This is a genomic window from Pelomonas sp. SE-A7 (assembly GCF_030345705.1).
In the GTDB taxonomy this organism is placed as follows: domain Bacteria; phylum Pseudomonadota; class Gammaproteobacteria; order Burkholderiales; family Burkholderiaceae_C; genus JAUASW01.
In genome coordinates, this window is record NZ_JAUASW010000001.1 from 649303 (window position 1) to 672204 (window position 22902).

At 65.5% G+C, this 22902-nt stretch carries 23 protein-coding genes and 6 tRNA genes; 18 read left to right on the forward strand and 11 right to left on the reverse strand.

Translation table 11 applies throughout. From position 1 onward, the window contains the following. Window positions 1–8: 8 nt before the first annotated feature. The 15 genes from trpB (at window position 9) to QT382_RS02940 (ending at window position 10905) form a co-directional block, all read left to right on the forward strand. The gene (gene trpB / locus QT382_RS02870) at window positions 9–1253 is read left to right on the forward strand and encodes a tryptophan synthase subunit beta (protein ID WP_289252542.1); all 1245 of its coding nucleotides are present in this window, start codon (window positions 9–11) and stop codon (window positions 1251–1253) included. Beyond that, a complete protein-coding gene (gene trpA, locus QT382_RS02875; protein WP_289252543.1) occupies window positions 1250–2131 on the forward strand; it encodes a tryptophan synthase subunit alpha in 882 nt (293 codons plus the stop codon). Before trpB ends, trpA begins: the two co-directional genes overlap by 4 nt. Before the next feature lie 50 nt (window positions 2132–2181). Further along, window positions 2182–3054: an acetyl-CoA carboxylase, carboxyltransferase subunit beta gene (gene accD, locus QT382_RS02880; RefSeq protein WP_289252544.1), complete on the forward strand. Its 873-nt coding sequence runs from the start codon at window positions 2182–2184 to the stop codon at window positions 3052–3054. A gap of 74 nt (window positions 3055–3128) precedes the next feature. Next, window positions 3129–4448 carry a bifunctional tetrahydrofolate synthase/dihydrofolate synthase gene (gene folC, locus QT382_RS02885; protein WP_289252545.1) on the forward strand — a complete coding sequence of 440 codons (1320 nt, stop codon included), beginning with the start codon at window positions 3129–3131 and terminating at the stop codon, window positions 4446–4448. A 38-nt stretch (window positions 4449–4486) separates the two neighbouring features. Continuing rightward, complete coding sequence (locus QT382_RS02890; RefSeq protein WP_289252546.1) at window positions 4487–5245, forward strand: SPOR domain-containing protein; 759 nt, start codon at window positions 4487–4489, stop codon at window positions 5243–5245. Window positions 5246–5264: 19 nt separating this feature from the next. Beyond that, complete coding sequence (locus QT382_RS02895; protein ID WP_289252547.1) at window positions 5265–5753, forward strand: CvpA family protein; 489 nt, start codon at window positions 5265–5267, stop codon at window positions 5751–5753. A 52-nt stretch (window positions 5754–5805) separates the two neighbouring features. After that, the gene (gene purF / locus QT382_RS02900; RefSeq protein ID WP_289252548.1) at window positions 5806–7317 is read left to right on the forward strand and encodes an amidophosphoribosyltransferase; all 1512 of its coding nucleotides are present in this window, start codon (window positions 5806–5808) and stop codon (window positions 7315–7317) included. Then, window positions 7317–8558, forward strand: coding sequence for an O-succinylhomoserine sulfhydrylase (locus tag QT382_RS02905; protein WP_289252549.1), 1242 nt, complete (start codon window positions 7317–7319; stop codon window positions 8556–8558). The genes purF and QT382_RS02905 overlap by 1 nt, the downstream gene beginning before the upstream one ends. Then, window positions 8558–9961: a glutamate--tRNA ligase gene (gene gltX / locus QT382_RS02910; RefSeq protein ID WP_289252550.1), complete on the forward strand. Its 1404-nt coding sequence runs from the start codon at window positions 8558–8560 to the stop codon at window positions 9959–9961. Before QT382_RS02905 ends, gltX begins: the two co-directional genes overlap by 1 nt. 109 nt (window positions 9962–10070) lie before the next feature. Next, window positions 10071–10146, forward strand: a tRNA-Ala gene (locus QT382_RS02915). Between the two features lie 43 nt (window positions 10147–10189). Next, a tRNA-Glu gene (locus QT382_RS02920) sits at window positions 10190–10265 on the forward strand. Window positions 10266–10347: 82 nt separating this feature from the next. After that, window positions 10348–10424: transfer RNA gene (locus QT382_RS02925), tRNA-Asp, on the forward strand. Window positions 10425–10518: 94 nt separating this feature from the next. Next, window positions 10519–10594, forward strand: a tRNA-Ala gene (locus QT382_RS02930). Between the two features lie 43 nt (window positions 10595–10637). Then, window positions 10638–10713: transfer RNA gene (locus QT382_RS02935), tRNA-Glu, on the forward strand. Window positions 10714–10828: 115 nt separating this feature from the next. Next, a tRNA-Asp gene (locus tag QT382_RS02940) sits at window positions 10829–10905 on the forward strand. Between the two features lie 112 nt (window positions 10906–11017). On the opposite strand, the gene QT382_RS02945 is transcribed toward QT382_RS02940, so the two are convergent. Further along, window positions 11018–11308, reverse strand: coding sequence for a helix-hairpin-helix domain-containing protein (locus QT382_RS02945; RefSeq protein ID WP_289252551.1), 291 nt, complete (start codon window positions 11306–11308; stop codon window positions 11018–11020). A gap of 16 nt (window positions 11309–11324) precedes the next feature. Beyond that, the gene (gene lexA, locus QT382_RS02950) at window positions 11325–11999 is read right to left on the reverse strand and encodes a transcriptional repressor LexA (protein ID WP_289252552.1); all 675 of its coding nucleotides are present in this window, start codon (window positions 11997–11999) and stop codon (window positions 11325–11327) included. Between lexA and QT382_RS02955 the strand changes: the two genes are divergently transcribed. After that, window positions 11977–12996 (forward strand): asparaginase, encoded by a 1020-nt coding sequence (locus QT382_RS02955; RefSeq protein WP_353957251.1) that lies wholly within the window; start codon window positions 11977–11979, stop codon window positions 12994–12996. The two genes, lexA and QT382_RS02955, sit on opposite strands and share 23 nt — an antisense overlap. Window positions 12997–13017: 21 nt before the next feature. Here QT382_RS02955 and QT382_RS02960 read toward each other — a convergent pair whose 3' ends face one another. Beyond that, the gene (locus QT382_RS02960; protein WP_289252553.1) at window positions 13018–13443 is read right to left on the reverse strand and encodes an organic hydroperoxide resistance protein; all 426 of its coding nucleotides are present in this window, start codon (window positions 13441–13443) and stop codon (window positions 13018–13020) included. Window positions 13444–13448: 5 nt separating this feature from the next. After that, on the reverse strand, window positions 13449–13940 hold the full coding sequence (locus QT382_RS02965; RefSeq protein WP_289252554.1) for a MarR family winged helix-turn-helix transcriptional regulator: 492 nt from the start codon (window positions 13938–13940) through the stop codon (window positions 13449–13451). A gap of 83 nt (window positions 13941–14023) precedes the next feature. On the opposite strand from QT382_RS02965, the gene QT382_RS02970 reads away from it, so the two are divergent. After that, window positions 14024–14374: a DUF1304 domain-containing protein gene (locus QT382_RS02970; RefSeq protein ID WP_289252555.1), complete on the forward strand. Its 351-nt coding sequence runs from the start codon at window positions 14024–14026 to the stop codon at window positions 14372–14374. Here the strand turns inward: QT382_RS02970 and QT382_RS02975 are convergent. Genes QT382_RS02975 through dapC form a run of 6 tightly spaced genes read right to left on the reverse strand, consistent with a single transcriptional unit; the run spans window position 14371 to window position 21607 of the window. Next, on the reverse strand, window positions 14371–16344 hold the full coding sequence (locus QT382_RS02975) for an ATP-binding cassette domain-containing protein (protein ID WP_289252556.1): 1974 nt from the start codon (window positions 16342–16344) through the stop codon (window positions 14371–14373). The genes QT382_RS02970 and QT382_RS02975 overlap by 4 nt on opposite strands. Next, window positions 16341–17213 carry a 50S ribosomal protein L3 N(5)-glutamine methyltransferase gene (gene prmB / locus QT382_RS02980; protein ID WP_289252557.1) on the reverse strand — a complete coding sequence of 291 codons (873 nt, stop codon included), beginning with the start codon at window positions 17211–17213 and terminating at the stop codon, window positions 16341–16343. The genes QT382_RS02975 and prmB overlap by 4 nt, the downstream gene beginning before the upstream one ends. Next, on the reverse strand, window positions 17210–18361 hold the full coding sequence (gene dapE / locus QT382_RS02985) for a succinyl-diaminopimelate desuccinylase (RefSeq protein ID WP_289252558.1): 1152 nt from the start codon (window positions 18359–18361) through the stop codon (window positions 17210–17212). The genes prmB and dapE overlap by 4 nt, the downstream gene beginning before the upstream one ends. Beyond that, window positions 18362–19519, reverse strand: a complete 1158-nt coding sequence (locus QT382_RS02990; RefSeq protein ID WP_289252559.1) for a PilT/PilU family type 4a pilus ATPase — start codon at window positions 19517–19519, stop codon at window positions 18362–18364. Window positions 19520–19556: 37 nt separating this feature from the next. Next, a complete protein-coding gene (gene dapD, locus QT382_RS02995; RefSeq protein WP_289252560.1) occupies window positions 19557–20381 on the reverse strand; it encodes a 2,3,4,5-tetrahydropyridine-2,6-dicarboxylate N-succinyltransferase in 825 nt (274 codons plus the stop codon). Beyond that, window positions 20378–21607: a succinyldiaminopimelate transaminase gene (dapC, locus tag QT382_RS03000; RefSeq protein ID WP_289252561.1), complete on the reverse strand. Its 1230-nt coding sequence runs from the start codon at window positions 21605–21607 to the stop codon at window positions 20378–20380. The genes dapD and dapC overlap by 4 nt, the downstream gene beginning before the upstream one ends. A 26-nt stretch (window positions 21608–21633) precedes the next feature. On the opposite strand from dapC, the gene QT382_RS03005 reads away from it, so the two are divergent. Then, window positions 21634–22464: a substrate-binding periplasmic protein gene (locus QT382_RS03005; RefSeq protein ID WP_289252562.1), complete on the forward strand. Its 831-nt coding sequence runs from the start codon at window positions 21634–21636 to the stop codon at window positions 22462–22464. A gap of 6 nt (window positions 22465–22470) precedes the next feature. On the opposite strand, the gene QT382_RS03010 is transcribed toward QT382_RS03005, so the two are convergent. Next, window positions 22471–22896: an SET domain-containing protein gene (locus QT382_RS03010; protein WP_289252563.1), complete on the reverse strand. Its 426-nt coding sequence runs from the start codon at window positions 22894–22896 to the stop codon at window positions 22471–22473. Window positions 22897–22902 lie beyond the last annotated feature (6 nt).

A 22902-nucleotide genomic window follows, 5' to 3' on the forward strand; every position in this document is an offset into this window, starting at 1 on the left:
ACATTCCCATGTCTTACGACCAACCCGATGCCCGCGGGCATTTCGGCCCCTATGGCGGACGCTTCGTCGCCGAAACCCTGATCCACGCACTCGACGAGCTGAACGAGGCCTACGCCCACTACAGCAAGGACCCCGAGTTCATCGCCGAGTTCCAGAAGGAACTGGCGCATTTCGTCGGCCGCCCCAGCCCCATCTACCACGCCGACCGTCTCAGCCGCGAGCTCGGTGGGGCCCAGATCTACCTCAAGCGCGAAGACCTGAACCACACCGGTGCCCACAAGGTCAACAACACCATTGGCCAGGCCCTGCTCGCCAAGCGCATGGGCAAGAAGCGCGTGATCGCCGAGACCGGCGCCGGCCAGCACGGCGTGGCCACGGCCACCATCTGCGCCCGCTACGGCATGGAATGCGTGGTCTACATGGGCAGCGAGGACGTCAAGCGCCAGTCGCCCAATGTCTACCGCATGAACCTGTTGGGCGCCACCGTGGTGCCGGTGGAGTCGGGCTCCAAGACCTTGAAGGACGCGCTGAACGAGGCGATGCGCGACTGGGTCACCAACATCGAGTCGACCTTCTACATCATCGGCACCGTGGCCGGCCCGCATCCGTATCCGATGATGGTGCGCGACTTCCAGCGCATCATCGGCGACGAATGCCTGACGCAGATGCCGGCCATGGTCGGCCGCCAGCCGGACGCCGTGATCGCCTGCGTAGGCGGTGGTTCGAATGCCATCGGCATCTTCTATCCCTACATCGAGCACCAGGACGTCAAGCTGATTGGCGTCGAGGCCGAAGGGCAGGGCGTGGCCAGTGGCAAGCATGCCGCCACCCTGAGTGCCGGCAGCCCGGGCGTGTTGCATGGCAACCGTACCTACCTGCTGCAAGACGAGGACGGCCAGATCATCGAGACGCACTCGATCTCGGCCGGCCTGGACTACCCCGGCGTTGGCCCGGAGCATGCCTACCTGAAGGACATTGGCCGCGCCCAGTATGTCGGCATCACCGACCAGGAGGCGCTGGCCGCCTTCCACAGGCTGTGCCGTACCGAGGGCATCATCCCGGCGCTGGAGTCCAGCCATGCCGTGGCCCATGCAATCAAGCTCGCGCCGACCATGAAGCCGGACCAGATCCTGCTGGTCAACCTCTCCGGGCGTGGTGACAAGGACATAGGCACGGTGGCCGACCTGTCGGGCGCCAAGGTCTATGACCAGCCTTCGCAAGCTGGCCACACGGTGAAGGGAGCTCCGCAATGAATGAGCCCCTCGTCCAGGGAATACCTGGCCGATCCCCCGAGGGGATCAAGCCGTCCTTGGGGCGGCCCGGCGAACGGCTTGGGAGCCGCATCGCCGCCACCTTTGCCGAGTTGCAATCCAAGGGCCGCAAGGCCCTGATCCCCTTCGTCACCGCCGGTGATCCGTACCCGGATGCCACCGTCGAGATCATGCATGCGCTGGCCCGGGGCGGGGCCGACGTGATCGAGCTGGGCGTACCGTTCTCCGATCCCATGGCCGACGGGCCCGTGATCCAGCGCGCCGGTGAGCGGGCGCTGAAGCATGGCATTGGCATGCGCCAGGTGCTGGGCTTCGTCCAGCAATTCCGGGCCAGCGACGACAAGACGCCGGTGGTGCTGATGGGCTATGCCAACCCGGTGGAGCGCTACGGCGTCGAGCGATTCGCCGCCGATGCCAGGGCGGCCGGGGTGGACGGGGTGCTGATCGTTGACTACCCGCCGGAAGAGGTCGAAGCCTTTGCCGCGGCGCTGAAGGCCCAGGGGCTGGATCCGATCTTCCTGCTGGCGCCGACCAGCACCGAGGAGCGCATGGCCAGCATCGGCGCGATTGCCAGCGGCTATGTCTACTACGTCTCGCTGAAGGGCGTGACCGGCGCCGGCCACCTGGACACGGCCGCCGTGGCCGAGGTGATTCCCCGGATCCGCCGCCATGTCAGCGTGCCGGTGGGCGTGGGTTTCGGCATCCGCGACGGGGCCACGGCCCGGGCCGTGGCGGAGGTTTCGGACGCCGTGGTCATAGGCTCGCGCCTGGTTCAATTGCTCGAGGTCCAGCCACGCGATAATGTCGCCTCGACCGCGGCGGCCTTCATGGCCGAGATCCGCGCCGCGCTGGACCGCTGACCACCCGTCGGCGACTCGGCGTCACAACAGACAAACAGGAGAACTGAATCGTGAGTTGGCTCGAAAAACTGCTGCCGCCCAAGATCCAGCAAACCGACCCCGCCGAGCGCCGCACGGTGCCCGAAGGCCTGTGGATCAAGTGCCCGTCCTGCGAGACGGTGCTTTACAAGACCGACCTGGAGCAGAACGTCAATGTCTGCCCCAAGTGCTCCCACCACCACCGCATCGGCGCCCGGGCTCGCCTGGATGCCTTCCTCGATGGTGAAGGTCGCTACGAGATCGGCCAGGAGGTGCTGCCCACCGACTCGCTGAAGTTCAAGGACAGCAAGAAGTACCCCGACCGCCTGAAGGAAGCGCTGGAGAACACCGGTGAAACCGACGCCCTGGTCGTTGTCGGCGGCGCGGTGATGAGCGTGCCGGTCGTCGCGGCCTGCTTCGAGTTCGACTTCATGGGCGGATCGATGGGCTCGGTGGTCGGCGAGCGCTTCGTGCGCGGCGTCGAGACCGCGCTGGAGCAGAAGACGCCGTTCATCTGCTTCACCGCCACCGGCGGTGCCCGCATGCAGGAAGGCCTGCTGTCGCTGATGCAGATGGCCAAGACCAATGCGGCCCTGACCAAGCTGGCCAAGGCCAAGCTGCCCTACATCAGCGTGCTGACCGACCCGACCATGGGCGGCGTCTCGGCCTCGTTCGCCTTCGTCGGTGACGTCGTGATTGCCGAACCCAAGGCCCTGATCGGCTTTGCCGGCCCGCGCGTGATCGAGAACACGGTGCGTGAAAAGCTGCCGCCGGGCTTCCAGCGGGCCGAGTTCCTGATGGAGAAGGGCGCCGTCGACATGATCGTGGACCGCCGCCAGCTGCGCGAGACCATCGCCCGTCAGCTCGCCATGCTGCAGCGCCAGAGCGCCGACGCGGTGGCCTGAGTTTTCCAAGACATTCAGCGCAACCCCGGCGGCCAGGCTTCACCAGCCTGGCCGTCTTGTTTTCCGAAGACCGCATGAAGACCCTGGCCGACTGGCTCGCCCATTGCGAGCAACTCCATCCCAAAGAGATCGACATGACGCTGGAGCGGGTCAACCGCGTCCGCGATGCCATGGGCCTGCGCTTCGGCGCAGACACCGCGGTGGTGATGGTGGCCGGCACCAATGGCAAGGGTTCGACCTGCGCCATGCTGGAGTCCATCGCGCTGCACGCCGGCTTCAAGGTCGGGCTCTACATCAAGCCCCATCTGGTGCACTTCCAGGAGCGCTGCCGGGTGGCTGGCGCGCCAGTGGCTGCCGAGTCCCTGCTGGCGCATTTCGAACGGATCGAGGCGGCGCGCGGCGATCAGGCGCTGACCTACTTCGAGTTCACCACCCTGGCCATCCTCAGCCGCCTGGCCGAAGAAGCGCTTGACCTGGTCATCCTGGAGGTGGGCCTAGGCGGGCGGCTGGATGCGGTCAACACCATCGATGCCGACTGCAGCGTGATCACCAGCATCGACCTGGACCACACGGAATATCTGGGGCCGGACCGGGAATCGGTCGGACGCGAGAAGGCCCACATCATGCGACCGGGCCGGCCGGTGGTGGTCAGCGATCCCATGCCTCCGGCCACGCTGGCTCAGCATGCAGAGCAGGTCGGCGCCGACCTGCGTCAGCTTGGGCGCGATTTCACGTACAGCGGCGACCGCCAGCAATGGCAGTGGGCGGGCCGCTCGCGGCGTTTCTCGGGCCTGGCCTATCCGGCGCTGCGGGGCGTCAACCAACTGCTCAACGCAGCTGGCGTGCTGGCTGTGTTCGAGGCTCTGTATGAACGCCTGCCGGTCAGCGCCCAGGCCGTGCGTACCGGGCTGGCCCTGGTCGAATTGCCGGGCCGCTTCCAGGTCGTGCCGGGCCAGCCGGCCCTGGTGTTGGACGTGGCCCACAACCCCCATGCGGTCGCGGCGCTGGCCCAAAACCTCGACCAGATGGGCTTCTTCCCGCGCACCCATGCGGTGTTCGGCGCCATGGCCGACAAGGACCTGGCCCATATCTTCGAGAAGATCGCGCCGCTGGTCGATGTCTGGCATTTCTGCGACCTCGAAATCCCCCGTGCGGCCAAGGCCGAGGCCCTGTCTGCGCAGTTCGAATCGTTGCGCAGCGCAGGCGCATTGAAGGCACCGAACGGGGTGGCCGTTCATAGGCACGAGGACCCGATTTCAGCCCTGGCCGCAGCGGCGGCCGAGGCGGACCCCGCTGATAGAATTCTGGTCTTCGGCTCCTTCTACACCGTAGGCGGTGTCCTCAAGAACGGAGTGCCGCGGCTGCAGTCGGCCAAGCAGGCGCCGGCGTCCTGAGTCAGCCCTGAAACAGCCTCTTCCCGGAACCACTCCACATGGGTTTGATGTCCTTCTTCAAGCGCGCTACGGACAAGCCGGCGGCCAAGCCGGTGGCGGATTCGGCCGACGCAGTCCAGCAACTGCGCCTGCGTGCCCGCCGCCGACTGATTGGCGCCACCATGCTGGTGCTGATAGGCGTGATCGGCTTCCCGCTGGTGTTCGAGACCCAGCCTCGCCCCATCCCGGTCGACCTGCCCATAGAGATCCCCCGCAAGGAAGCCGCCGCGCCGCTGCAGATTCCGGCTGCTCCGCCGGCCTCCCGCGCCACCGTGGCGCCGGTCAGCGAGCCGGTGGCCGAGCCCGTCGCGACGGCGCCAACTCCTGGCGTGGCCGCAGCATCCAAGGTCGAGCCCGAAGCCAAGCCCAAGCCGGCCGATAGGCCCACTGTCAAGCCGGTGGTCGAACCCAAGCCTTCGGACAAGGTGGTTGCTGACAAAGCGGCTGCCGACAAGGCCGCGCAGGAATCCGCGCGCGTCCAGGCCTTGCTCGACGGCAAGCCGGCACCCAAGGCCAGCGAAACGGCGACGGCCCGCTTCATCGTGCAGGTCGGCGCCTTCGGCGAAGCCAAGGCGGCGCAAGAGGCGCGCATGAAGGTCGAAAAGCTCGGCCTCAAGACCTACACCCAGGCGGTCGAGACGGCCGACGGCAAGCGCATTCGCGTGCGCGTCGGCCCCTATGGCAGCCGGGACGAGGCTGACAAGGCCGCTGCCAAGGTGCGCGGTACCGGCCTGTCAGTTGCGGTTCTGACACTCTGACGAGACCGCGAGGCCGCCCATGACCGCGCTCGACTGGATTCTGCTGGCCTTGTTGGCCGTGTCGGTCGGCGTGGGGCTATGGCGCGGCCTGGTGTTCGAGATCCTGTCCATCGTCGGCTGGTTTGTTGCCTATTTCGCGGCTCCCCATGTATCGCCGTACATCGCCCAGTGGCTGCCGGAGCAGCGGCTGAGCCCGGCCACCTTGCAGGTCTGCGCCTTCCTGCTGGCCTTCTTGCTGGTGCTGCTGGTCTGGAGCCTGGGTGCCAAGCTGGTCCGCCTGCTGATCCAGGCCACGCCGCTGAGCCTGATTGATCGCGTCGGCGGCGCTGGTTTCGGCGTGCTGCGCGGCCTGCTCTTTGCGTTGCTCGTGGTGCTGCTGGTCGGCTTGACGCCGGTCCGCGAGACCCCACCTTGGCAGGACTCGGTGCTGGCGCCGCCCCTGCTGGCGCTGCTGCAGGGCATCAAGCCGGTGCTGCCGGACTCGCTCGTCAAATTCATCCCGGCCTGACCGTCACGAGCGGACAGGTTGATTCAGACATTCAGGAACAAGGACTTCAATCATGTGCGGCATCGTGGGAGTGCTCTCCAAGCAGCCGGTCAATCAGCTGATCTACGACGCGCTGCTGCTGCTCCAGCATCGCGGCCAGGACGCCGCTGGCATCGTCACCATGCAAGGCGGCAAGTGCTTCATGCACAAGGCGCGTGGCATGGTGCGCGACGTATTCCGGACTCGCAACATGCGCGCGCTGCCGGGCACGGTGGGCCTGGGCCAGGTGCGGTATCCGACGGCCGGCAATGCGTACAGCGAGGAAGAGGCCCAACCGTTCTACGTCAACGCACCGTTCGGCCTGGTGCTGGTCCACAACGGCAACCTGACCAATGCCCATGCGCTGAAGGCCGAGCTGTTCGACATCGACCGTCGGCACATCAACACCGAGAGCGATACCGAGGTGCTGATCAATGTGCTGGCCCATGAGCTGGAGCTGGCCGCGCGCGACCTGCCGCTGACGCCGGCCGGCGTCTTCAAAGCGGTGCGGGCTGTCCACAAGCGCATCAAGGGCTCTTATGGCGTGATCGCGCTGATCGCCGGCCACGGTCTGGTGGCTTTCCGCGACCCGTTCGGCATCCGTCCGCTGTGCTTCGGCCGTTCGGCCGACGGTGAATTCATGGTCGCCAGCGAGAGCGTGGCGCTGGAAGGCACGGGCCACAAGCTGGAGCGCGACGTGGCACCGGGCGAGGCCCTGTTCATCGACCTGAACGGCCAGCTGCACACTGAGCAATGCGCCGAGAGCCCGACGCTGAATCCCTGCATGTTCGAGTTCGTCTACCTGGCCCGCCCGGACTCGGTGATGGACGGCATCTCGGTCTACCAGGCCCGGCTGAACATGGGCGAGACCCTGGCCCAGCGCCTGATCTCGACCATGCCGCCCAGCGAGATCGACGTGGTGATCCCGATTCCCGAGTCGAGCCGCCCCTCGGCCATGCAGCTGGCCCATCGCATCGGCAAGCCTTACCGCGAAGGCTTCGTCAAGAACCGCTACGTAGGCCGCACCTTCATCATGCCGGGGCAGGGCGCACGCAAGAAATCGGTGCGCCAGAAGCTCAATGCCATCGGCCTGGAGTTCAAGGGGCGCAACGTGCTGCTGGTGGACGACTCCATCGTGCGCGGCACGACCTCCAAGGAAATCGTGCAGATGGCCCGCGAGGCTGGCGCCCGCAAGGTCTATCTGGCATCGGCGGCGCCGCCGGTGCGCTTCCCCAATGTCTACGGCATCGACATGCCGACCAAGGAAGAGCTGATCGCTCATGGCCGCAGCATCGAGGAGGTGCGCGAGTACATCGGCGCCGATGCGCTGATCTACCAGGACGTGGATGCGATGAAGCGCGTGGTTGCCTCGCTGCGGCCGGGGCTCAGCGGTTTCGAGGCCTCATGCTTCGACGGCCATTACATCACCGGCGATGTGTCGGCCGATGACTTTGCAGCCATCCAGTCGCAGCGCAAGTCGCAGCCGGAAGAAGAAGATGGCCCGGCCCGCACCCGCCTGGCCCTGCAGAGCGGGAGCGAAGGCTGATGAGTTCCAGCGACGAAGAGCGCCGCCTCGCACGGGCCCGCCTGCCAGCCGGCCTGCGCCCCGAGACGCTGGCCGTGCGTAGCGCATTGGCGCCGAGCCAGTACGGCGAGAACTCCGAGGCGCTGTTCCTGACTAGTGCCTATGTGCAGCCCGATGCCGAAACCTCGGCCCGGCGCTTCGCCAACTCCGAGGACTTCACCTACTCGCGCACCAGCAACCCGACGGTGCGTGCGCTGGAGGCCCGCCTTGCTGCAATGGAAGGCACGGAAGCCGCTGTCGCCACGTCCAGCGGCATGAGCGCCATCCTGCTGCTGTGTATGGGCTTGCTCAAGGCCGGTGACCATGTGGTGTGCTCGCGCTCGGTGTTCGGCTCGACCATCAACCTGTTCGCAAAGGAATTCGGCAAGTTCGGTGTCGAGACCACGTTCGTCTCGCAGACAGATCTGGCCGAGTGGCGCGCGGCAATCAAGCCGGCGACCAAGCTGCTGTTTGCCGAGACGCCCACCAATCCGCTGACCGAGGTCTGCGACATCCGGGCCCTGGCCGACATGGCCCATGCGGCCGGCGCGCAGCTGGTGGTCGACAACACCTTCTCGACGCCCGCCTTGCAGCGGCCGGTCGAGCTTGGTGCCGATCTTGTCATGCACTCGGCCACCAAGTACATGGACGGCCAGGGTCGAGTGATGGCCGGCGCGCTTTGTGGCAGCAGCCGAGTGATCCGTGATGTGCTCGGTCCTGTGCTGCGCACTGTGGGCATGGTGCTTTCGCCGTTCAATGCCTGGGTCGTGCTCAAGGGCCTGGAAACGCTGAGCCTGCGCATGAAGGCGCAGAGCGAGCAGGCCTTGGCCGTGGCCCGCTGGCTGGAGGCCCGGCCCGAGGTGGCACGCGTCTACTACCCGACGCTGGAGTCGCATCCCCAGCATGAGCTGGCGATGCGCCAGCAGAACGGGCAGGGCGGGGCGCTGCTGTCCTTCGAGCTGAAGGCAGCAACGCCCGAAGAGGCGCGTGCAGCCGCCTTCCATGTGATTGACAGCACCCGTGTGCTGAGCATCGCCACGAACCTGGGTGATACCAAGTCCATCATCACCCACCCGGCAACAACCTCGCATGGCCGCCTGAGCGAAGAGCAAAGGCAGGCGGCCGGCATCAGCCAGGGCCTGATGCGCCTGGCTGTCGGCCTGGAGCATGTCGACGACATCTGCGACGACCTGCTGCGCGGCCTTTCCACCTTGAAGAACTGATGAGCCAACAAGCCAACCCCACGGTGCGCACCCGCATCGCTCCTTCGCCCACCGGTTTCCTGCATCTGGGCACGGCCCGTACGGCGCTGTACTCGTGGGCCTACGCCCGCCACCATGGTGGCCAGTTCGTGCTGCGCATCGAGGACACCGACGTGGCCCGCTCGACGCAGGATTCGGTCGACCAGATCATGGCCGCCATGCACTGGCTGGGCCTGGAGTACGACGAAGGCCCGATCTACCAGATGCAGCGACTGGATCGCTATCACGCCGTCGTCGAGCAACTGATTACCGAGGGCAAGGCCTACCGCTGCTACTGCACGCCCGAGCAGCTCGAGACCATGAAGGCTGCGCAGGATGCGCGCGGCGAGAAGCGTCGCTACGACGGCACCTGGCGCCCCGAAGCGGGCAAGCAACTGCCGACGGTGCCGGTCGATGTGCCGCCGGTCGTGCGCTTCAAGAATCCCATCGATGGCGACGTGACCTGGGATGACGTCGTCAAGGGGCCGATCACGATCAACAACCGCGAGATCGACGACCTGATCATTCTTAGGCCGGACGGCGTGCCGACCTACAACTTCGCCGTGGTCGTCGATGACTACGACATGAAGATCACCCACGTTTTCCGCGGTGACGAACACATCAACAACACGCCCTGGCAGATCAACATCTTCAAGGCGCTGAATGCGCCGCTGCCTGCCTTCGGCCATCTGCCCATCATCCTGGGCGACGACGGCCTGAAGCTGTCCAAGCGCCGCGGCGCGGTCAGCGTGACGGCCTATGAAGAGAACGGCTATCTGCCGGAGGCCATGCTGAACTACTTGTCGCGCCTGGGCTGGAGCCATGGTGACGATGAGCTGTTCTCGCGTGAACAACTGGTGAGCTGGTTCGATGGCTCGCATTTGTCCAAGAGCCCCGCTCAGTGGGATCCGGCCAAGCTGGATTGGGTCAACAGCCAGTACATCAAGCAGATCGACGAAGCGCGCCTGGCGGCCTTGGTCGCTGAGCAGCTTGCCAAGCGTGGTATTGCAGCCGACGTGGAGCAGCTGCAGCCGATGTGCGCGCTGTTCAAGGATCGCTGTGCTACGACGGTGGCGTTGGCCGATTGGCTGGCTATGTACTTCGTGCCAGTCACTCCTTCAGCGGAGGACCTTGCGACCCACGTGAGCGAGGCAATCAAGCCGGCGCTGGCTCAGCTTGCCGAGCGCTTTGCCACCATCGAATGGAACAAAGCGAGCATCCAGGCGGCGATCAAGGAAGTGATCGGTGCACAGGGTCTAAAGATGCCGCAACTGGCCATCCCGGTGCGGGTGCTGGTCTGCGGTCGAGCGCAGACGCCTTCGGTCGATGCGATGCTCGAGCTGTTCGACAAAGAAAAAGTGATTGAGCGCTTGCGCGCCGTCTGAAAATCGTCCTATAATCGTCGTCTTGCTTGAACAGCGCGATTCACTGATTCGAAAGAGTAGTGAAGCAACCAGTCGAGTAAACCAAAGGCGCAAGCCGAGTAGTTTGATTGGGGGTATAGCTCAGCTGGGAGAGCGCTTGCATGGCATGCAAGAGGTCAGCGGTTCGATCCCGCTTACCTCCACCAAGTTTCTACTTGAGTGGCGCGCGGTTCAGGTAACGAAGGATTAGTCCCCTTCGTCTAGAGGCCTAGGACACCACCCTTTCACGGTGATTACAGGGGTTCGAATCCCCTAGGGGACGCCAAGTTTGGCAAGCTTGGTAATCTCTCCAACGAGAGTTTGGCGACAAACTCGAGAGCAGAGAGATTGCACAAATTGCTCCACGCGGAGTGGTAGTTCAGTTGGTTAGAATACCGGCCTGTCACGCCGGGGGTCGCGGGTTCGAGCCCCGTCCACTCCGCCAAGGTTTGCTGATATCAGCATTCAGTCAATTGAATGAAGGCTGGTATTTTGGTGATATACTGTCACCATCGCTTGAACAGCGCGCCCTGACAAACGGGGGTATAGCTCAGCTGGGAGAGCGCTTGCATGGCATGCAAGAGGTCAGCGGTTCGATCCCGCTTACCTCCACCAAGTTTCTACTTGCGTGGCGCGCAGTTCAGGTAACGAAAGATTAGTCCCCTTCGTCTAGAGGCCTAGGACACCACCCTTTCACGGTGATTACAGGGGTTCGAATCCCCTAGGGGACGCCAATTTAGTTGGTCAATCCCGTCGCAAGACGGGCAAGTTTGGCAAGCTTGGCAATCTCTCAAGCGAGAGTTTGGCGACAAACTCGAGAGCAAAGGAATTGCATAAATTGCTCCACGCGGAGTGGTAGTTCAGTTGGTTAGAATACCGGCCTGTCACGCCGGGGGTCGCGGGTTCGAGCCCCGTCCACTCCGCCAAATATTGAAAGCCCTGGATATGAAAGTATCCAGGGCTTTTTCTTTACACGATTACAAACTTGTGTCTTTCGAGCAGGCGCCGGGGAGTAACCGACATACTGCCGGAAGCCTCTCAGATATGCCCGTAGAGCGCCTTGCGCTGCGCCGTGTAATGCCACCAGGGTGACGGTGCCGCGCCCGCCATGAAATCAACGGCGGCCATGAAGGTGTCCAGCACGCAGGGATCGTGGCGCTGCTCGGTGCGCGCGCAGAGTTCCTGGTAGAGCACGAATGCATCACGCCCTTTGAGCTGCTGCGGCTTGCTTATGCCAAGCAAGCGTAGGTCGGCCGCGGCGGCTGGGCCGACGTTCGGAATCTGTTCCAGTTCCCGGCATTCGTCGCGATGCAAAGCTTTGCTCACCATGTTGGTCCGCTCCAACTCAAAACTGCGAGCGGATCAGCCCCACGGCCAAACCTTCAAGCGCGAAGCTCTCATCGCCTGCACCCACCAGGATGGGCTCGAAGTCGGGGTTCTCGGGCAGCAACTCAATGCCATTGCGGCCGCGACGGAAGCGCTTGACGGTGACCTCTTCGCCAATACGGGCGACCACGATCTGTCCGTTGCGAGCCTCGCTGGTCTTCTGCACGGCAAGCAAGTCGCCATCGACGATGCCGACGTCCCGCATGCTCATGCCCTTGACCCTCAGCAGGTAGTCGGGCTTGCGGGCGAACAGGCCAGGCTCCACGCTGTAGTGCTGCTCGATGTGTTCCTGGGCCAGGATAGGGCTGCCAGCGGCAACACGGCCGACCAGCGGCAGGCTCAATTGGCTAATGCCAGGCAAGGGCAAGTTGAATTGCTGGCGCTCGCGAGCCGCGTTCAGCGCGCGCAATGTGTCAGACTTCAGCCGGATCCCGCGGGAGGTGCCGCCCACCAGTTCGATCACGCCCTTGCGAGCCAAGGCCTGCAGATGCTCCTCAGCCGCATTGGCCGAGCGATAGCCCAGTTCGGCGGCGATTTCGGCTCGGGTGGGTGGGGCGCCGGTCTGCGCGATGGACTCGCGCACCAGGTCGAGGATTTGCTGCTGTCGGGCGGTGAGTTTGGGGCTGTCGTCCACGAGGTCCTCTGCGGCAGGTTGCTGGCTGGTCATTTATCCAGTGGCTGTATTTTCATCCAGGAATTTCAAATTGCAAGACAAAGCTGAACGCATCGTCATCCTCGGTACAGGAGGCACCATCGCCGGCAAGGCGGCGGATGCCGCGGACAACGTCGGCTACAAGGCTGGCCAGGTCGGCGTGGATCAATTGGTGCTTGCGGCACCGCCGCTGGCGGCGTTCAAGCTGGAGACGGAGCAGGTCGCGCAGCTGGACAGCAAGGACATGGACTTTGCGACCTGGCAGCGGCTCGCGCAGGCTGTTGACCGGCACCTGCAGCGTGACGATGTGCGAGGCGTGGTCATCACCCATGGAACCGACACCCTGGAAGAAACCGCCTACTTGCTGATGCGGGTGCTCGCGCCGCGCAAGCCGGTCGTGTTGACCGCAGCCATGCGCCCGTCGACCGCCCTGCAGGCCGACGGCCCGCAGAACTTGCTGGATGCCGTGGCTGTCGCCTCGCAGGCTGCCTCAGGCGTGTTCGCCGTGCTTGCCGGTCGGATTCATGGGGCGACCCGCTTGCGCAAGGTTCATAGCTACGCCATCGATGCATTTGCCTCGGTGGAAGGCGGCGCCCTTGGAACGGTCGAGGAAGGGCGCGTGAGATGGCTGTCGCAAGCTGAAGCGGAACTGCCGCCGCTGGGCCTGTCGCGCATCGCGCGCGATGCAAGCCAATGGCCCTGGGTCGAGATTGTCCAGAACCATGCAGGTGCCGATGGTCGGGTCGTGGAGGCGATGTTGGCCCACGGCGTTCATGGCATCGTCGTCGCCGGGACCGGCAACGGCACCTTGTCCAACGGCCTCACAGCTGCATTGCAGAAGGCCCGCGACCGCGGTGTGTCCGTGCTGAGAAGCACGCGCTGCGATGCGGGCCCGGTGATAGGCGGCGAGCTGCCCAGCGCGGGAGCGCTGAGCCCGGTCAAGGCCAGGATAGAACTGCTGCTGCAGTTGCTGGCCTGACCCTTCGACGGCCCTCCGTCCTTAGACGATGGTCAGCGTCACGTCGATGTTGCCGCGGGTGGCGTTCGAGTAGGGGCAGACCTGGTGGGCGGCAGCGACCAGGGCCTCGGCCTGTGCGCGCTCCATGCCGGGCAGGCTGATCGCCATGGCGACCTGGATGCCGAAGCCAGCGGGAATCGGGCCGATGCCGACATCGGCGGTGATCGACAGATCGGCCGGCAGTGCCAGCTTCATCTTGCCGGCCACGGCCTTCATCGCGCCGATGAAGCAGGCCGAATAGCCGGCCGCGAACAACTGCTCGGGATTGGTGCCGGGGCCGCCGGCGCCGCCGAGTTCACGCGGCGTCGACAGCGCGACGTTCAGTGCGCCATCACTGGAGGCGGACTTGCCTTCGCGGCCGCCGGTCGAAGTGGCACGGGCGGTGTAGAGGACTTTGTCGAGGGCCATGGTCTTCATTCCTTTTCAGTGGAGGAGGGTGGGGGTGAGGAAAGGGCGCCACGCAGCTCGTGCAGGCGGCGGGTCAGTGAAGCGAGCTCTTGCAGCGAGCAGGCAGCGGCGCAAGCCAGCTGCGGCGGAATTTCTTGGGCCAGGCTCTTCAGCGAGCGGCCTTGCGGCGACAGGAACAGTTCGACGCGCCGTTCGTCTTCGGCAGAGCGCTGGCGGCTGACCAGTCCCATGGCTTCAAGCCGCTTGAGCAGCGGTGTCAGCGTCCCCGAGTCCAGCGTCAGACGCTGGCCCAGCGTGGAAACGCTGATGCCATCCTGCTCCCACAGCACCAACATCACGAGGTATTGCGGATAGGTCAGGCCCAGCGGCTCCAGCAAAGGCTTGTAGAGCTTGGTCATGGCCAGCGAGGCGGAGTACAGGGCGAAGCAGAGCTGATGGTCGAGCTTGAGCCAGTCGTCGGCCGGCTCGGCGCTGCGGGGTGTCTTGCTGCGGTTCATGGGCAATAATGTAGCTGGCAATTTAATTGCACACAATTTAAATGGGTATTCGACCCGATCCCGGGTCCAAGGAGAGAAGCGAGATGGAAATCGTGGCGAAGCTGCTGGTGGGCCTGGTGGCCCTGCTGCACCTGTACTTCCTGGTGCTGGAGATGTTCTTCTGGACCAAGCCGCTGGGGCGCAAGGTGTTCCGGCTGGAGCCGGACTTCGCCGAGGCCAGCAAGGTGCTGGCGGCGAATCAGGGGCTGTACAACGGCTTCCTGGCCGCGGGCCTGGCCTGGGGCCTGGTCGCGGGCAAGCTTGACGTTCAGCTGTTCTTCCTGGGCTGCGTGGTCGTGGCCGGCGTCTATGGCGCGGCCACGGTGGGCAAGAAGATCCTGTTCGTGCAGGCGCTGCCCGCGGCGCTGGCGATGGCCGCGGTCTTGGTGCGCTAGTCGGCTGCTGCGTGCAGTGCGTCGACCTGGCCGCTGAGCTCCAGCCAGCGCATCTCGGCGGCCTCCAGTTCGTCGTGGATCGCTTTCAGGCGCTTGCCGTGTTCGGCAATCTGCGCCGGGGTGGTCGAGCCATCGGCCAGCTTGGATTCAATGGCCGTGCGCTCGTCCGCCAGCTTGTTCAGCCTGGCGTCTATGCCTTCCATCTCCTTGCGCAGCGGGCGGGTCTGTTCGGCCAGCTTCTGGCGAGCCTGGCCGCTGGCCTTGCGATCCTCGCGTGAAGTGATGGGTGCGGGCGGCGGCGCAGCCACCACCACTGGCGCAGACGGAGCCGAGGCCGCTTTCTTCGCGGCCTCCTTGGCCAGCTTGGCCGCTTCCTTGGACTGTTCCAGCAGCCACTTCTGGTAGTCGTCCAGGTCGCCGTCGAAGGGGCCGACACCACCCTTGGTGACCAGCCAGAACTCGTCGCAGACCTCGCGCAGCAGGGCGCGGTCATGGCTGACCAGCATCACCGTACCCTCGAACTCGTTCAGCGCCATCGAGAGCGCCTCGCGGGTCTGCAGGTCCAGGTGGTTGGTCGGCTCGTCCAGCAGCAAGAGGTTGGGGCGCTGCCAGACCAACATGGCCAGCACCAGGCGTGCCTTCTCGCCTCCGGAGAGGCTGCCCACGGCCTGGTTGACCATGTCGCCTACGAAGCGGAACTGGCCGAGGAAGTCGCGCAGCTCCTGTTCGCGGGCCGAGGGGCTGACTTCCTTGGCCAGCCGGACCATGTGGGACAGCGGACCTTCGTCTGGCCGCAGCACGTCCATTTCCTGCTGGGCAAAGTAGCCTATGGATAGGCCCTTGCCCTCGGTGATCTTGCCGCCCATGGCCCGCTGCATACGGGCCACGGTCTTCACCACCGTGGACTTGCCCTGGCCGTTGGCGCCGAGGATGCCTATGCGCTGGCCGGCCAGCACCGAGCGGTCAATGCCGCGGACGATGATCTTCTCGCCTTCGTCAGTGTCATAGCCACAGGCCACTTCATCGAACATCAGCATGGGATTGGGCAGGCTGACCGGCTCGCGGAACTCGAACGAGAAGTCCGAGGCGGTGAGCACCGGCGCCAGCTTTTCCATGCGCTCCAGCGCCTTGACCCGGCTTTGTGCCTGCTTGGCCTTGCTGGCCTTGGCCTTGAAGCGGTCAATGAACTTCTGCAGATGGGCCATGCGGTCCTGCTGCTTTTCGAACGCCGCCTGCTGCAAGACCAGACGCTCGGCGCGCATGGCCTCGAAAGCCGTGTAGTTGCCGCCGTAGCGCATCAGCTTGGCCTCGTCGAGATGCAGCGTCACCTTGGTGATCGCGTCGAGGAACTCGCGGTCATGGCTGATGATGATCAGCGTGCCTTCGTAGCGCTGCAGCCAGGCTTCCAGCCAGACCAGGGCGTCCAGGTCCAGGTGATTGGTCGGCTCGTCCAGCAACATCAGGTCGGCCGGACACATCAGGGCACGGGCCAGTTGCAGCCGCATGCGCCAGCCACCCGAGAAGCTGTTGACCGGTGCATCGACCTGCGCGCCCTTGAAGCCCAAGCCCATCAGCAGCGCTTGAGCGCGCGGCTTGGCATCGAAGGCGCCGGCGTCCATCAGCATGCCGTGGGCATCGGCCATGGCATGGCCGTCCTCGGCGGCCTCGGCTTCTTCCAGTGCCTTGCGCGCGGCCATCAGGCGGGTGTCGCCTTCCAGCACGAACTCGGTGGCCGGCATCTCGGTCTCGGGCATGTTCTGCGCGACTTCGCCGACGGCCCATTGGCGCGGGATCTCGATATCGCCCTTGTCGCTTTGCAGGCGGTCGGTCAGCAGCGAGAACAGGCTGGACTTGCCGGCGCCGTTGCGGCCGACCAGGCCGACCTTTTCGCCGGGTTGCAGCGTGACGCTGGCGTCGTCCAGGACGATCTTGGTGCCGCGTCGCAGCGTGATGTTTCTTAACGTGATCATTCGGCGGTCAGCGCCTCTCGGGTAACTAGCAGGACCTGGTCATCGCCGGACGTGGTTTCCATCCAGGCCACTTCCAGGTTCGGGAACGCGGCTTCAAAGAACTCTCGCTCGTTGCCGATCTCGAGCACAAGCACGCCATGCTCGCTGAGGCAGGCCGGCGCATCGGCCAGCAGCTGGCGGATGAAATCCATGCCGTCGGCACCACCGGCCAGGGCCAGCTCGGGCTCGGCGCGGTACTCGGCCGGCAGCTTGGCCATGGAGCCGCTGTTGACGTAGGGCGGGTTGCAGAGAATCAGGTCGTAGGGGCCTTGGGCCGGCTTCAGACCGTCGCCCTGGAGCAGGCGGATGCGCTCCTGCAGACCATGCTTGTCCACATTGATGCGGGCCACCTGCAGTGCTTCCGGGCTCAGGTCGATGGCATCGACCGAGACCTCGGGCCAGGCCATGGCGGCCAGCACGGCCAGGCTGCCGTTGCCGGTGCAGAGGTCCAGCACGCGCCGGGTCTGGTCGGACAGCCAGGCATCGATGCTGGCGTCGGCGATCAGCTCGGCGATGAAGCTGCGCGGCACGATGGCGCGCTCGTCCACGTAGAAGGGCACGCCCTGCAGCCAGGCTTCGCGGGTCAGGTAGGCGGCCGGCTTGCGGCTGCAGATGCGCTCACCGACCAGGGCCTCTATCCTGGCCAGCTGGTCGGGGGCCAGGTCTTGCTGCTCATGCTCGTCGAGCTGGTCCAGCGGCAGGCCCAGCGACCACAGTGCCAGCCAGGCCGCTTCGTCGAAGGCATTGGTCGTGCCATGCCCAAATGAAACGCCCGCCTCGGTCAGGCGGGCGGCTTGTGCCTCTATGCAGGCGATCAGGGTGCTTGTCACAGCAGCAGGCTTTCCAGGGTGCGCCGGTAGATGGCGGTCAGGGGTTCTATGTCGGCCACCGGCACGTATTCGTCGATCTTGTGGATGCTGGCGTTGATGGGTCCGAACTCGATCACCTGCGGGCAGATCTTGGCGATGAAGCGGCCGTCCGAAGTGCCGCCCGTGGTCGAGAGCGCCGGCTTCAGGCCGGTCTCGGTTTCGATGGCAGCGGCCAGCGCCTCGGTCAGGTTGCCCACCGGAGTCAGGAAGGGCTCGCCGCCCAGCGTCCATTCCAGGCGGTAGTCGAGGCCGTGGCGGTCCAGCAAGGCGTGGACCCGGGTCTTGAGGCTTTCCGGCGTGGACTCGGTCGAAAAGCGGAAATTGAAATCCAGCTTCAGCTCGCCCGGGATCACATTGCCGGCACCGGTGCCGGCCGCGATGTTGGAGATCTGGAAGCTGGTCGCGGGAAAGTAGTCGTTGCCGCGGTCCCATTCGGTGGCCGTCAGCTCGGCCAGCGCAGGAGCCGCCTGGTGGATTGGGTTGCGCGCCAGCTGCGGATAGGCCACATGGCCCTGGATGCCGATCACGCGCAGCCGGCCGCTGAGCGTGCCGCGGCGGCCGTTCTTGGCCATGTCGCCGAGCTTGTTCACCGAGGTGGGCTCGCCGACTATGCAATAGTCCAGCCGCTGGCCGCGGGCCTTGAGCCTTTCGCAGCAGACCACCGTGCCGTCGCGCGCCGGTCCTTCCTCGTCGCTGGTCAGCAACAGGGCGACGCTGCCGCGGTGCGTCGGATGGCTGGCGACGAACTGCTCGGCCGCCACCACCATGGCGGCCACCGAGGTCTTCATGTCGGCCGCGCCACGGCCATGCAGGCGGCCATCACGGTAGCTGGGCACGAAGGGCGGTGACTTCCAGTCCGCCAGTTCGCCCGGCGGTACCACGTCGGTATGGCCGGCCATCACCAGCACCGGGCCGTCAGACGCGCTGCCGCGCTTGATGGCCCACAGATTGCTGACGCGGAAATCGGCCGGGCCGCTGTCCAGCCGCTCGCATTCGAAGCCGGCTTTCTTCAAGCGGTTCGCGATCAGGTCCTGGCAGCCGCCGTCCTCGGGCGTGACCGAGGGCCGGGCGATCAGCGCCTCGACCAGGGGCAGCGTCGCATCGCTCATTCACCCACCATGCACGTCGAGCTGGATCTCGGTGAAGCTGGCCTGGTCGCTGGCCACTTCTTCCTTCTTGGGCGCCTGCTTGTTCTCGCTGGCGTTCTCGTTCTGCAGACGCCAGATCAGATTGGTCGGCGAATCGGCGAACAGCAGGCCTTCCTCGCGTGTGATCACGCCGTCGCGTATCAGCTTGGCGAAATGCTCCTCAAAGGTCTGCGAGCCCTCGGCGATGGACTTTTCCATCGCCTCCTTGACGCCGTTGAAGTCGGACTTCTCGATCAGCTCCGACACCAGCTTGGTGTTCAGCAGGATTTCCGTCACCGGCACGCGGCCACCGGCCGTGGCCCGCACCAGGCGCTGCGAGATGATGGCCTTGAGGCCGGCCGACAAGTCGTTCAGCAGGGCCGGACGTGATTCCGGCGTGTAGAAGGACAGGATGCGGTTCAGCGCGTGGTAGCTGTTGTTGCCGTGCAGCGTGGCCAGCACCAGGTGGCCTGACAGCGCGTATGAGATCGCAGCCGTCATGGTCTCGCGGTCGCGGATTTCGCCGATCAGGATGCAGTCCGGCGACTGGCGCAGCGCGTTCTTCAGAGCCACCTGCAGCGAGGCCGTGTCGCGCCCGACCTCGCGCTGGTTGACCACCGAGCGCTTGTTGCTGAACAGGAACTCGACCGGGTCCTCGATCGTGAGGATGTGGCCGGTCATGTTCTGGTTGCGCATCTCCAGCATCGAGGCGAGCGTGGTGCTCTTGCCGGTGCCGGTGGCGCCCACCATCAGGATCAGGCCGCGCTTTTCCAGGATCAGCTTGCCCAGGATGTCCGGCAGGTTGAGGCTGTCCAGCGAGGGAATCTGGTGCGGGATATGGCGGAACACGGCGGCAATGGAGCCGCGCTGGCGAAAGCCCGAGAGCCGGAAACTGCCGACCTTGGACACCGAGACCGCCATGTTCAGCTCGCCGGTCTTGTCCAGCTCGTCCAGCGCCGCCTGGTCGATGACCTCGGAGATCAGCTGGCGCGGCTGCGAGGGCGTCAGCTGCTGGTCCGACAGCTGCAGCATCTGGCCGTTGATGCGTATCAGCACCGGCATGGCCGCCGAGAGGTAGGCGTCCGACGCGCCCTTTTCGGCCATCAGGCGCAGGATGCGCTCCATGTTCCCACCACTCATGCGGACTCCCTGTGTGACAGAACCACCGGCAACCGTATCAGGCGCGCAGCAGGTCGTTGATGCTGGTTTTCGCGCGGGTGCCGGCATCGACCTTCTTGACGATGATGGCAGCGTACAGGCTGTATTTGCCCTCGGCCTTGGGCAGCGAACCGCTGATCACCACCGAGCCGGCCGGCACGCGGCCGTAGCTCACGGTATCGGTCTCGCGGTCGTAGATAGGCGTGCTCTGGCCGATGTAGACGCCCATAGAGATCACCGAGTTCTCCTCGACGATCACGCCCTCGACCACTTCCGAGCGGGCGCCGACGAAGCAGTTGTCCTCGATGATGGTCGGGTTGGCCTGCAGCGGCTCCAGCACGCCGCCGATGCCGACGCCGCCGGAGAGGTGCACGTTCTTGCCGATCTGGGCGCAGGAGCCGACGGTGGCCCAGGTGTCCACCATCGTGCCTTCGTCCACATAGGCGCCGATGTTCACGTAGGAAGGCATCAGCACCACGTTCCTGCCCTGGAAGCTGCCGCGGCGGGCCACGGCCGGCGGCACCACGCGCACGCCGGTGGCGCGTATCGCTTCCTCGCTCAGGCCAGCGAACTTGGTCGGCACCTTGTCGAAGAAGTTCAGCTCGCCCGAGGCCATCAGGTGGTTGTCGTTCAGGCGGAAGGACAGCAGCACGGCCTTCTTGATCCACTGGTGGACGGTCCACTGGCCCACGCCCTGGCGCTCTGCCACGCGCAACCGGCCGGCGTCCAGCTCGGCGATCACATGCTCGACGGCCTCGCGCACCTCGGCGGGGGCGGCGGTCGGGCTCAGCGAGGTGCGACCTTCCCAGGCGAGGTCGATGACGGATTGCAGTTGTTGGCTCATGAGGAAGAAGAGGAGAGGGAGGCTAGGTAGGTCTTGGTGAAGCGGGCTAGGCGTTCGGCCGCTTCCAGGCATTCGGCTTGGTCGGCCACCAGGGCCAGGCGTATCCGTCCGGCGCCCGGGTTGTGCCCATGCGCCTCTCGGGCCAACAGGCTGCCCGGCAGGACCGCGACATTGTATTGAGCCAGCAGGCCCTGGGCGAAGGCGATGTCATCGTCGCCGGGCACGGCTGCCCAGAGGTAGAAGCCGGCGTCGGGCAGGGCCACGTCCAGCACCTCGGCCAGCAGCGGCGTCACCCGCTCGAACTTGGCGCGGTACTCGGCCCGGTTGGCCACCACATGGGCCTCGTCGTTCCAGGCGGCCACGCTGGCGGTCTGGACCAGGGGACTCATGGCACTGCCGTGGTAGGTGCGGTACAGCAGGAACTTCTTCAGCAACTCGGCATCGCCGGCCACGAAGCCCGAGCGCAGGCCCGGCACGTTGGAGCGCTTGGACAGGCTGCTGAACACGACCAGTTGGCGGAAGTCACTGCGGCCCAGTTTCGCCGCAGCCTCGAGCGCGCCCAGCGGGGCCTCTTCGCGGAAGTAGATCTCGGAATAGCACTCGTCCGATGCGATGACGAAGCCGTGGCGGTCGCTCAGCTCGAACAGCATTCGCCATTCGTCCAGCGGCATCACGGCCCCGGTCGGGTTGCCCGGCGAGCAGACATAGAGCAGCTGGGTGCGGGTCCAGGTGGCCTCGTCGATCTGCGACCAGTCGGCGGCGTAGTTGCGCTTCGGGTCGCTGTTGGCGAAGGCCGTCTGCGCACCCGCCAAGAGGGCCGCGCCCTCGTAGATTTGGTAGAACGGATTGGGGCAGACCACGGTGGCGCCGGGCCGGCTCGGGTCGATCACGGTCTGGGCAAAGGCGAACAAGGCCTCGCGCGAGCCGTTGACCGGCAGCAACTGCGTGTCGGCGTCCAGGCTGACGCCATAGCGGCGTGCAATCCAGGCGCCTATGGCCTGGCGCAGCGCCGGCGTGCCCAGCGTGGCCGGGTAGTTCGAGAGGCCCTTGAGGCCGGCGACCAGCGCCTGCTCGACCACGGCCGGTGCCGGATGCTTGGGCTCGCCCATGCCCAGCGAGATGGGGCGGAATTCAGGATTGGGCTCTATGCCTTGTGTCAGGGCGCGCAAACGCTCAAAGGGGTAGGGATGTAACAGGTCGAGGCGCGGATTGACAGGCAATGACATGCCGCCATGATAGGGGAGCGTCCACGATGTCTTGGCCGGATGCCGGCCTGGGGGAGGACTCGATGCGCATCCACCAGATCCTGCTTGTGATCGCCCTGGCTGCAGGCTTGGCGCCGGGCTGCGCGGCCCAAGGGCAGCCGGCTTGCAACAAGGTCGTGGTCACGGCCGATCCGGAGTTCCCGCCCTATGCCTGGTACGACGGCGAGGCGCTGCGCGGTGCCAGCGTCGACGTGGTGCTCTCGGTGCTGCAGGCTATCAAGCTGCCCTATGAGCTGCGCTATGTGGGCCCCTTCGTCCGGGTGCTGCAGACCGCCAGGTTCGGCGAGGTGGACATCATCACCGAGCTCAAGCGCAATGCCGAGCGCGAGCAGTTCCTGGTCTATGCCGAGACGCCGATCTTCACCAACCCGACCTCGGTCTTCGTTCGCGTGGGGCAGGAGCTCAGGTTCACCAAGCGCGAAGACTTGCGCGGCCTGCGCGGCGGTGCCACGCACGGCACCCGCTTCGGCGACGGGCTGGACGAGTTCATAGAGCAGAACCTCAACGTCGAGATCGGCCCCGGCATCAAGGAGAACTTCCTGAAGCTGGACGCCGGCCGCATCGACTATTTCATCTCGCCGCATTACCCGGCGCTCTCGCACCTGATCTCCAGCGGCAATGAGGCCAAGTACAAGGCGCTCAAGCCTTTCGCGGCCGAGGCGCTGAACTACGTGGGCTGGTCGCGCCGCAGCGCCTGCCTGCACCGGCTGGCCGAGTTCGACGCCATGCTCAAGCGCCACCTGGCCGGGCTCAACAGCCTGCGCCTGGTGGACGAGAAGTACGAGGACTGGCGGCGCAACCCGGTGATGAAGCGCTGAGCCAGTTCAGAGCCAGCCCGCGCAGCCGGCCGCGCCGCAGCGGCAGGCCAGCCTGCCTTCATGGTGGCTGCTGCCGTAGTCCACGGTGATCTCTTCGCCCGAGGCGATACCGCGCAGGGCCAGGATGGCGATCTCGCCGTCCTCGACCCGCAGCCGCGCATTGGGCTGGCAGCCATGGTTGGTGAAGCGCATGGCGTCGGCCGAGCGCGTGGCATCGATGGCGCGGCTGTTCGACAGCTCGACCAGCATCAGCCGCTGGCGACCTTCGGCACGGCGCCGGGCTTCGGCCACGGTGATGGCCTCGCCGGTGAGCCAGCCTATCAGCGCCTCGGCCGGAATGGCCTCGGCGGCGAACACCCCATAGCCGTCGATGCGGCTGCGGCGCACCTCGACCGCGCGGGCCTGGGTGCTGGGGTCAAAGGCGAAGGCCAAGCTGGG

Bases quoted from the DNA above. Each gene is read 5' to 3' on its own strand.
- trpB (WP_289252542.1), top strand. From the start codon at position 9: ATGTCTTACGACCAACCCGATGCCCGCGGGCATTTCGGCCCCTATGGC.
- trpA (WP_289252543.1), top strand. From the start codon at position 1,250: ATGAATGAGCCCCTCGTCCAGGGAATACCTGGCCGATCCCCCGAGGGG.
- folC (WP_289252545.1), top strand. From the start codon at position 3,129: ATGAAGACCCTGGCCGACTGGCTCGCCCATTGCGAGCAACTCCATCCC.
- QT382_RS02890 (WP_289252546.1), top strand. From the start codon at position 4,487: ATGGGTTTGATGTCCTTCTTCAAGCGCGCTACGGACAAGCCGGCGGCC.
- QT382_RS02895 (WP_289252547.1), top strand. From the start codon at position 5,265: ATGACCGCGCTCGACTGGATTCTGCTGGCCTTGTTGGCCGTGTCGGTC.
- purF (WP_289252548.1), top strand. From the start codon at position 5,806: ATGTGCGGCATCGTGGGAGTGCTCTCCAAGCAGCCGGTCAATCAGCTG.
- QT382_RS02905 (WP_289252549.1), top strand. From the start codon at position 7,317: ATGAGTTCCAGCGACGAAGAGCGCCGCCTCGCACGGGCCCGCCTGCCA.
- gltX (WP_289252550.1), top strand. From the start codon at position 8,558: ATGAGCCAACAAGCCAACCCCACGGTGCGCACCCGCATCGCTCCTTCG.
- QT382_RS02945 (WP_289252551.1), bottom strand. From the start codon at position 11,308: ATGGTGAGCAAAGCTTTGCATCGCGACGAATGCCGGGAACTGGAACAG.
- QT382_RS02960 (WP_289252553.1), bottom strand. From the start codon at position 13,443: ATGGCCCTCGACAAAGTCCTCTACACCGCCCGTGCCACTTCGACCGGC.
- QT382_RS02965 (WP_289252554.1), bottom strand. From the start codon at position 13,940: ATGAACCGCAGCAAGACACCCCGCAGCGCCGAGCCGGCCGACGACTGG.
- QT382_RS02970 (WP_289252555.1), top strand. From the start codon at position 14,024: ATGGAAATCGTGGCGAAGCTGCTGGTGGGCCTGGTGGCCCTGCTGCAC.
- QT382_RS02975 (WP_289252556.1), bottom strand. From the start codon at position 16,344: ATGATCACGTTAAGAAACATCACGCTGCGACGCGGCACCAAGATCGTC.
- dapE (WP_289252558.1), bottom strand. From the start codon at position 18,361: ATGAGCGATGCGACGCTGCCCCTGGTCGAGGCGCTGATCGCCCGGCCC.
- QT382_RS02990 (WP_289252559.1), bottom strand. From the start codon at position 19,519: ATGAGTGGTGGGAACATGGAGCGCATCCTGCGCCTGATGGCCGAAAAG.
- dapD (WP_289252560.1), bottom strand. From the start codon at position 20,381: ATGAGCCAACAACTGCAATCCGTCATCGACCTCGCCTGGGAAGGTCGC.
- dapC (WP_289252561.1), bottom strand. From the start codon at position 21,607: ATGTCATTGCCTGTCAATCCGCGCCTCGACCTGTTACATCCCTACCCC.
- QT382_RS03005 (WP_289252562.1), top strand. From the start codon at position 21,634: ATGTCTTGGCCGGATGCCGGCCTGGGGGAGGACTCGATGCGCATCCAC.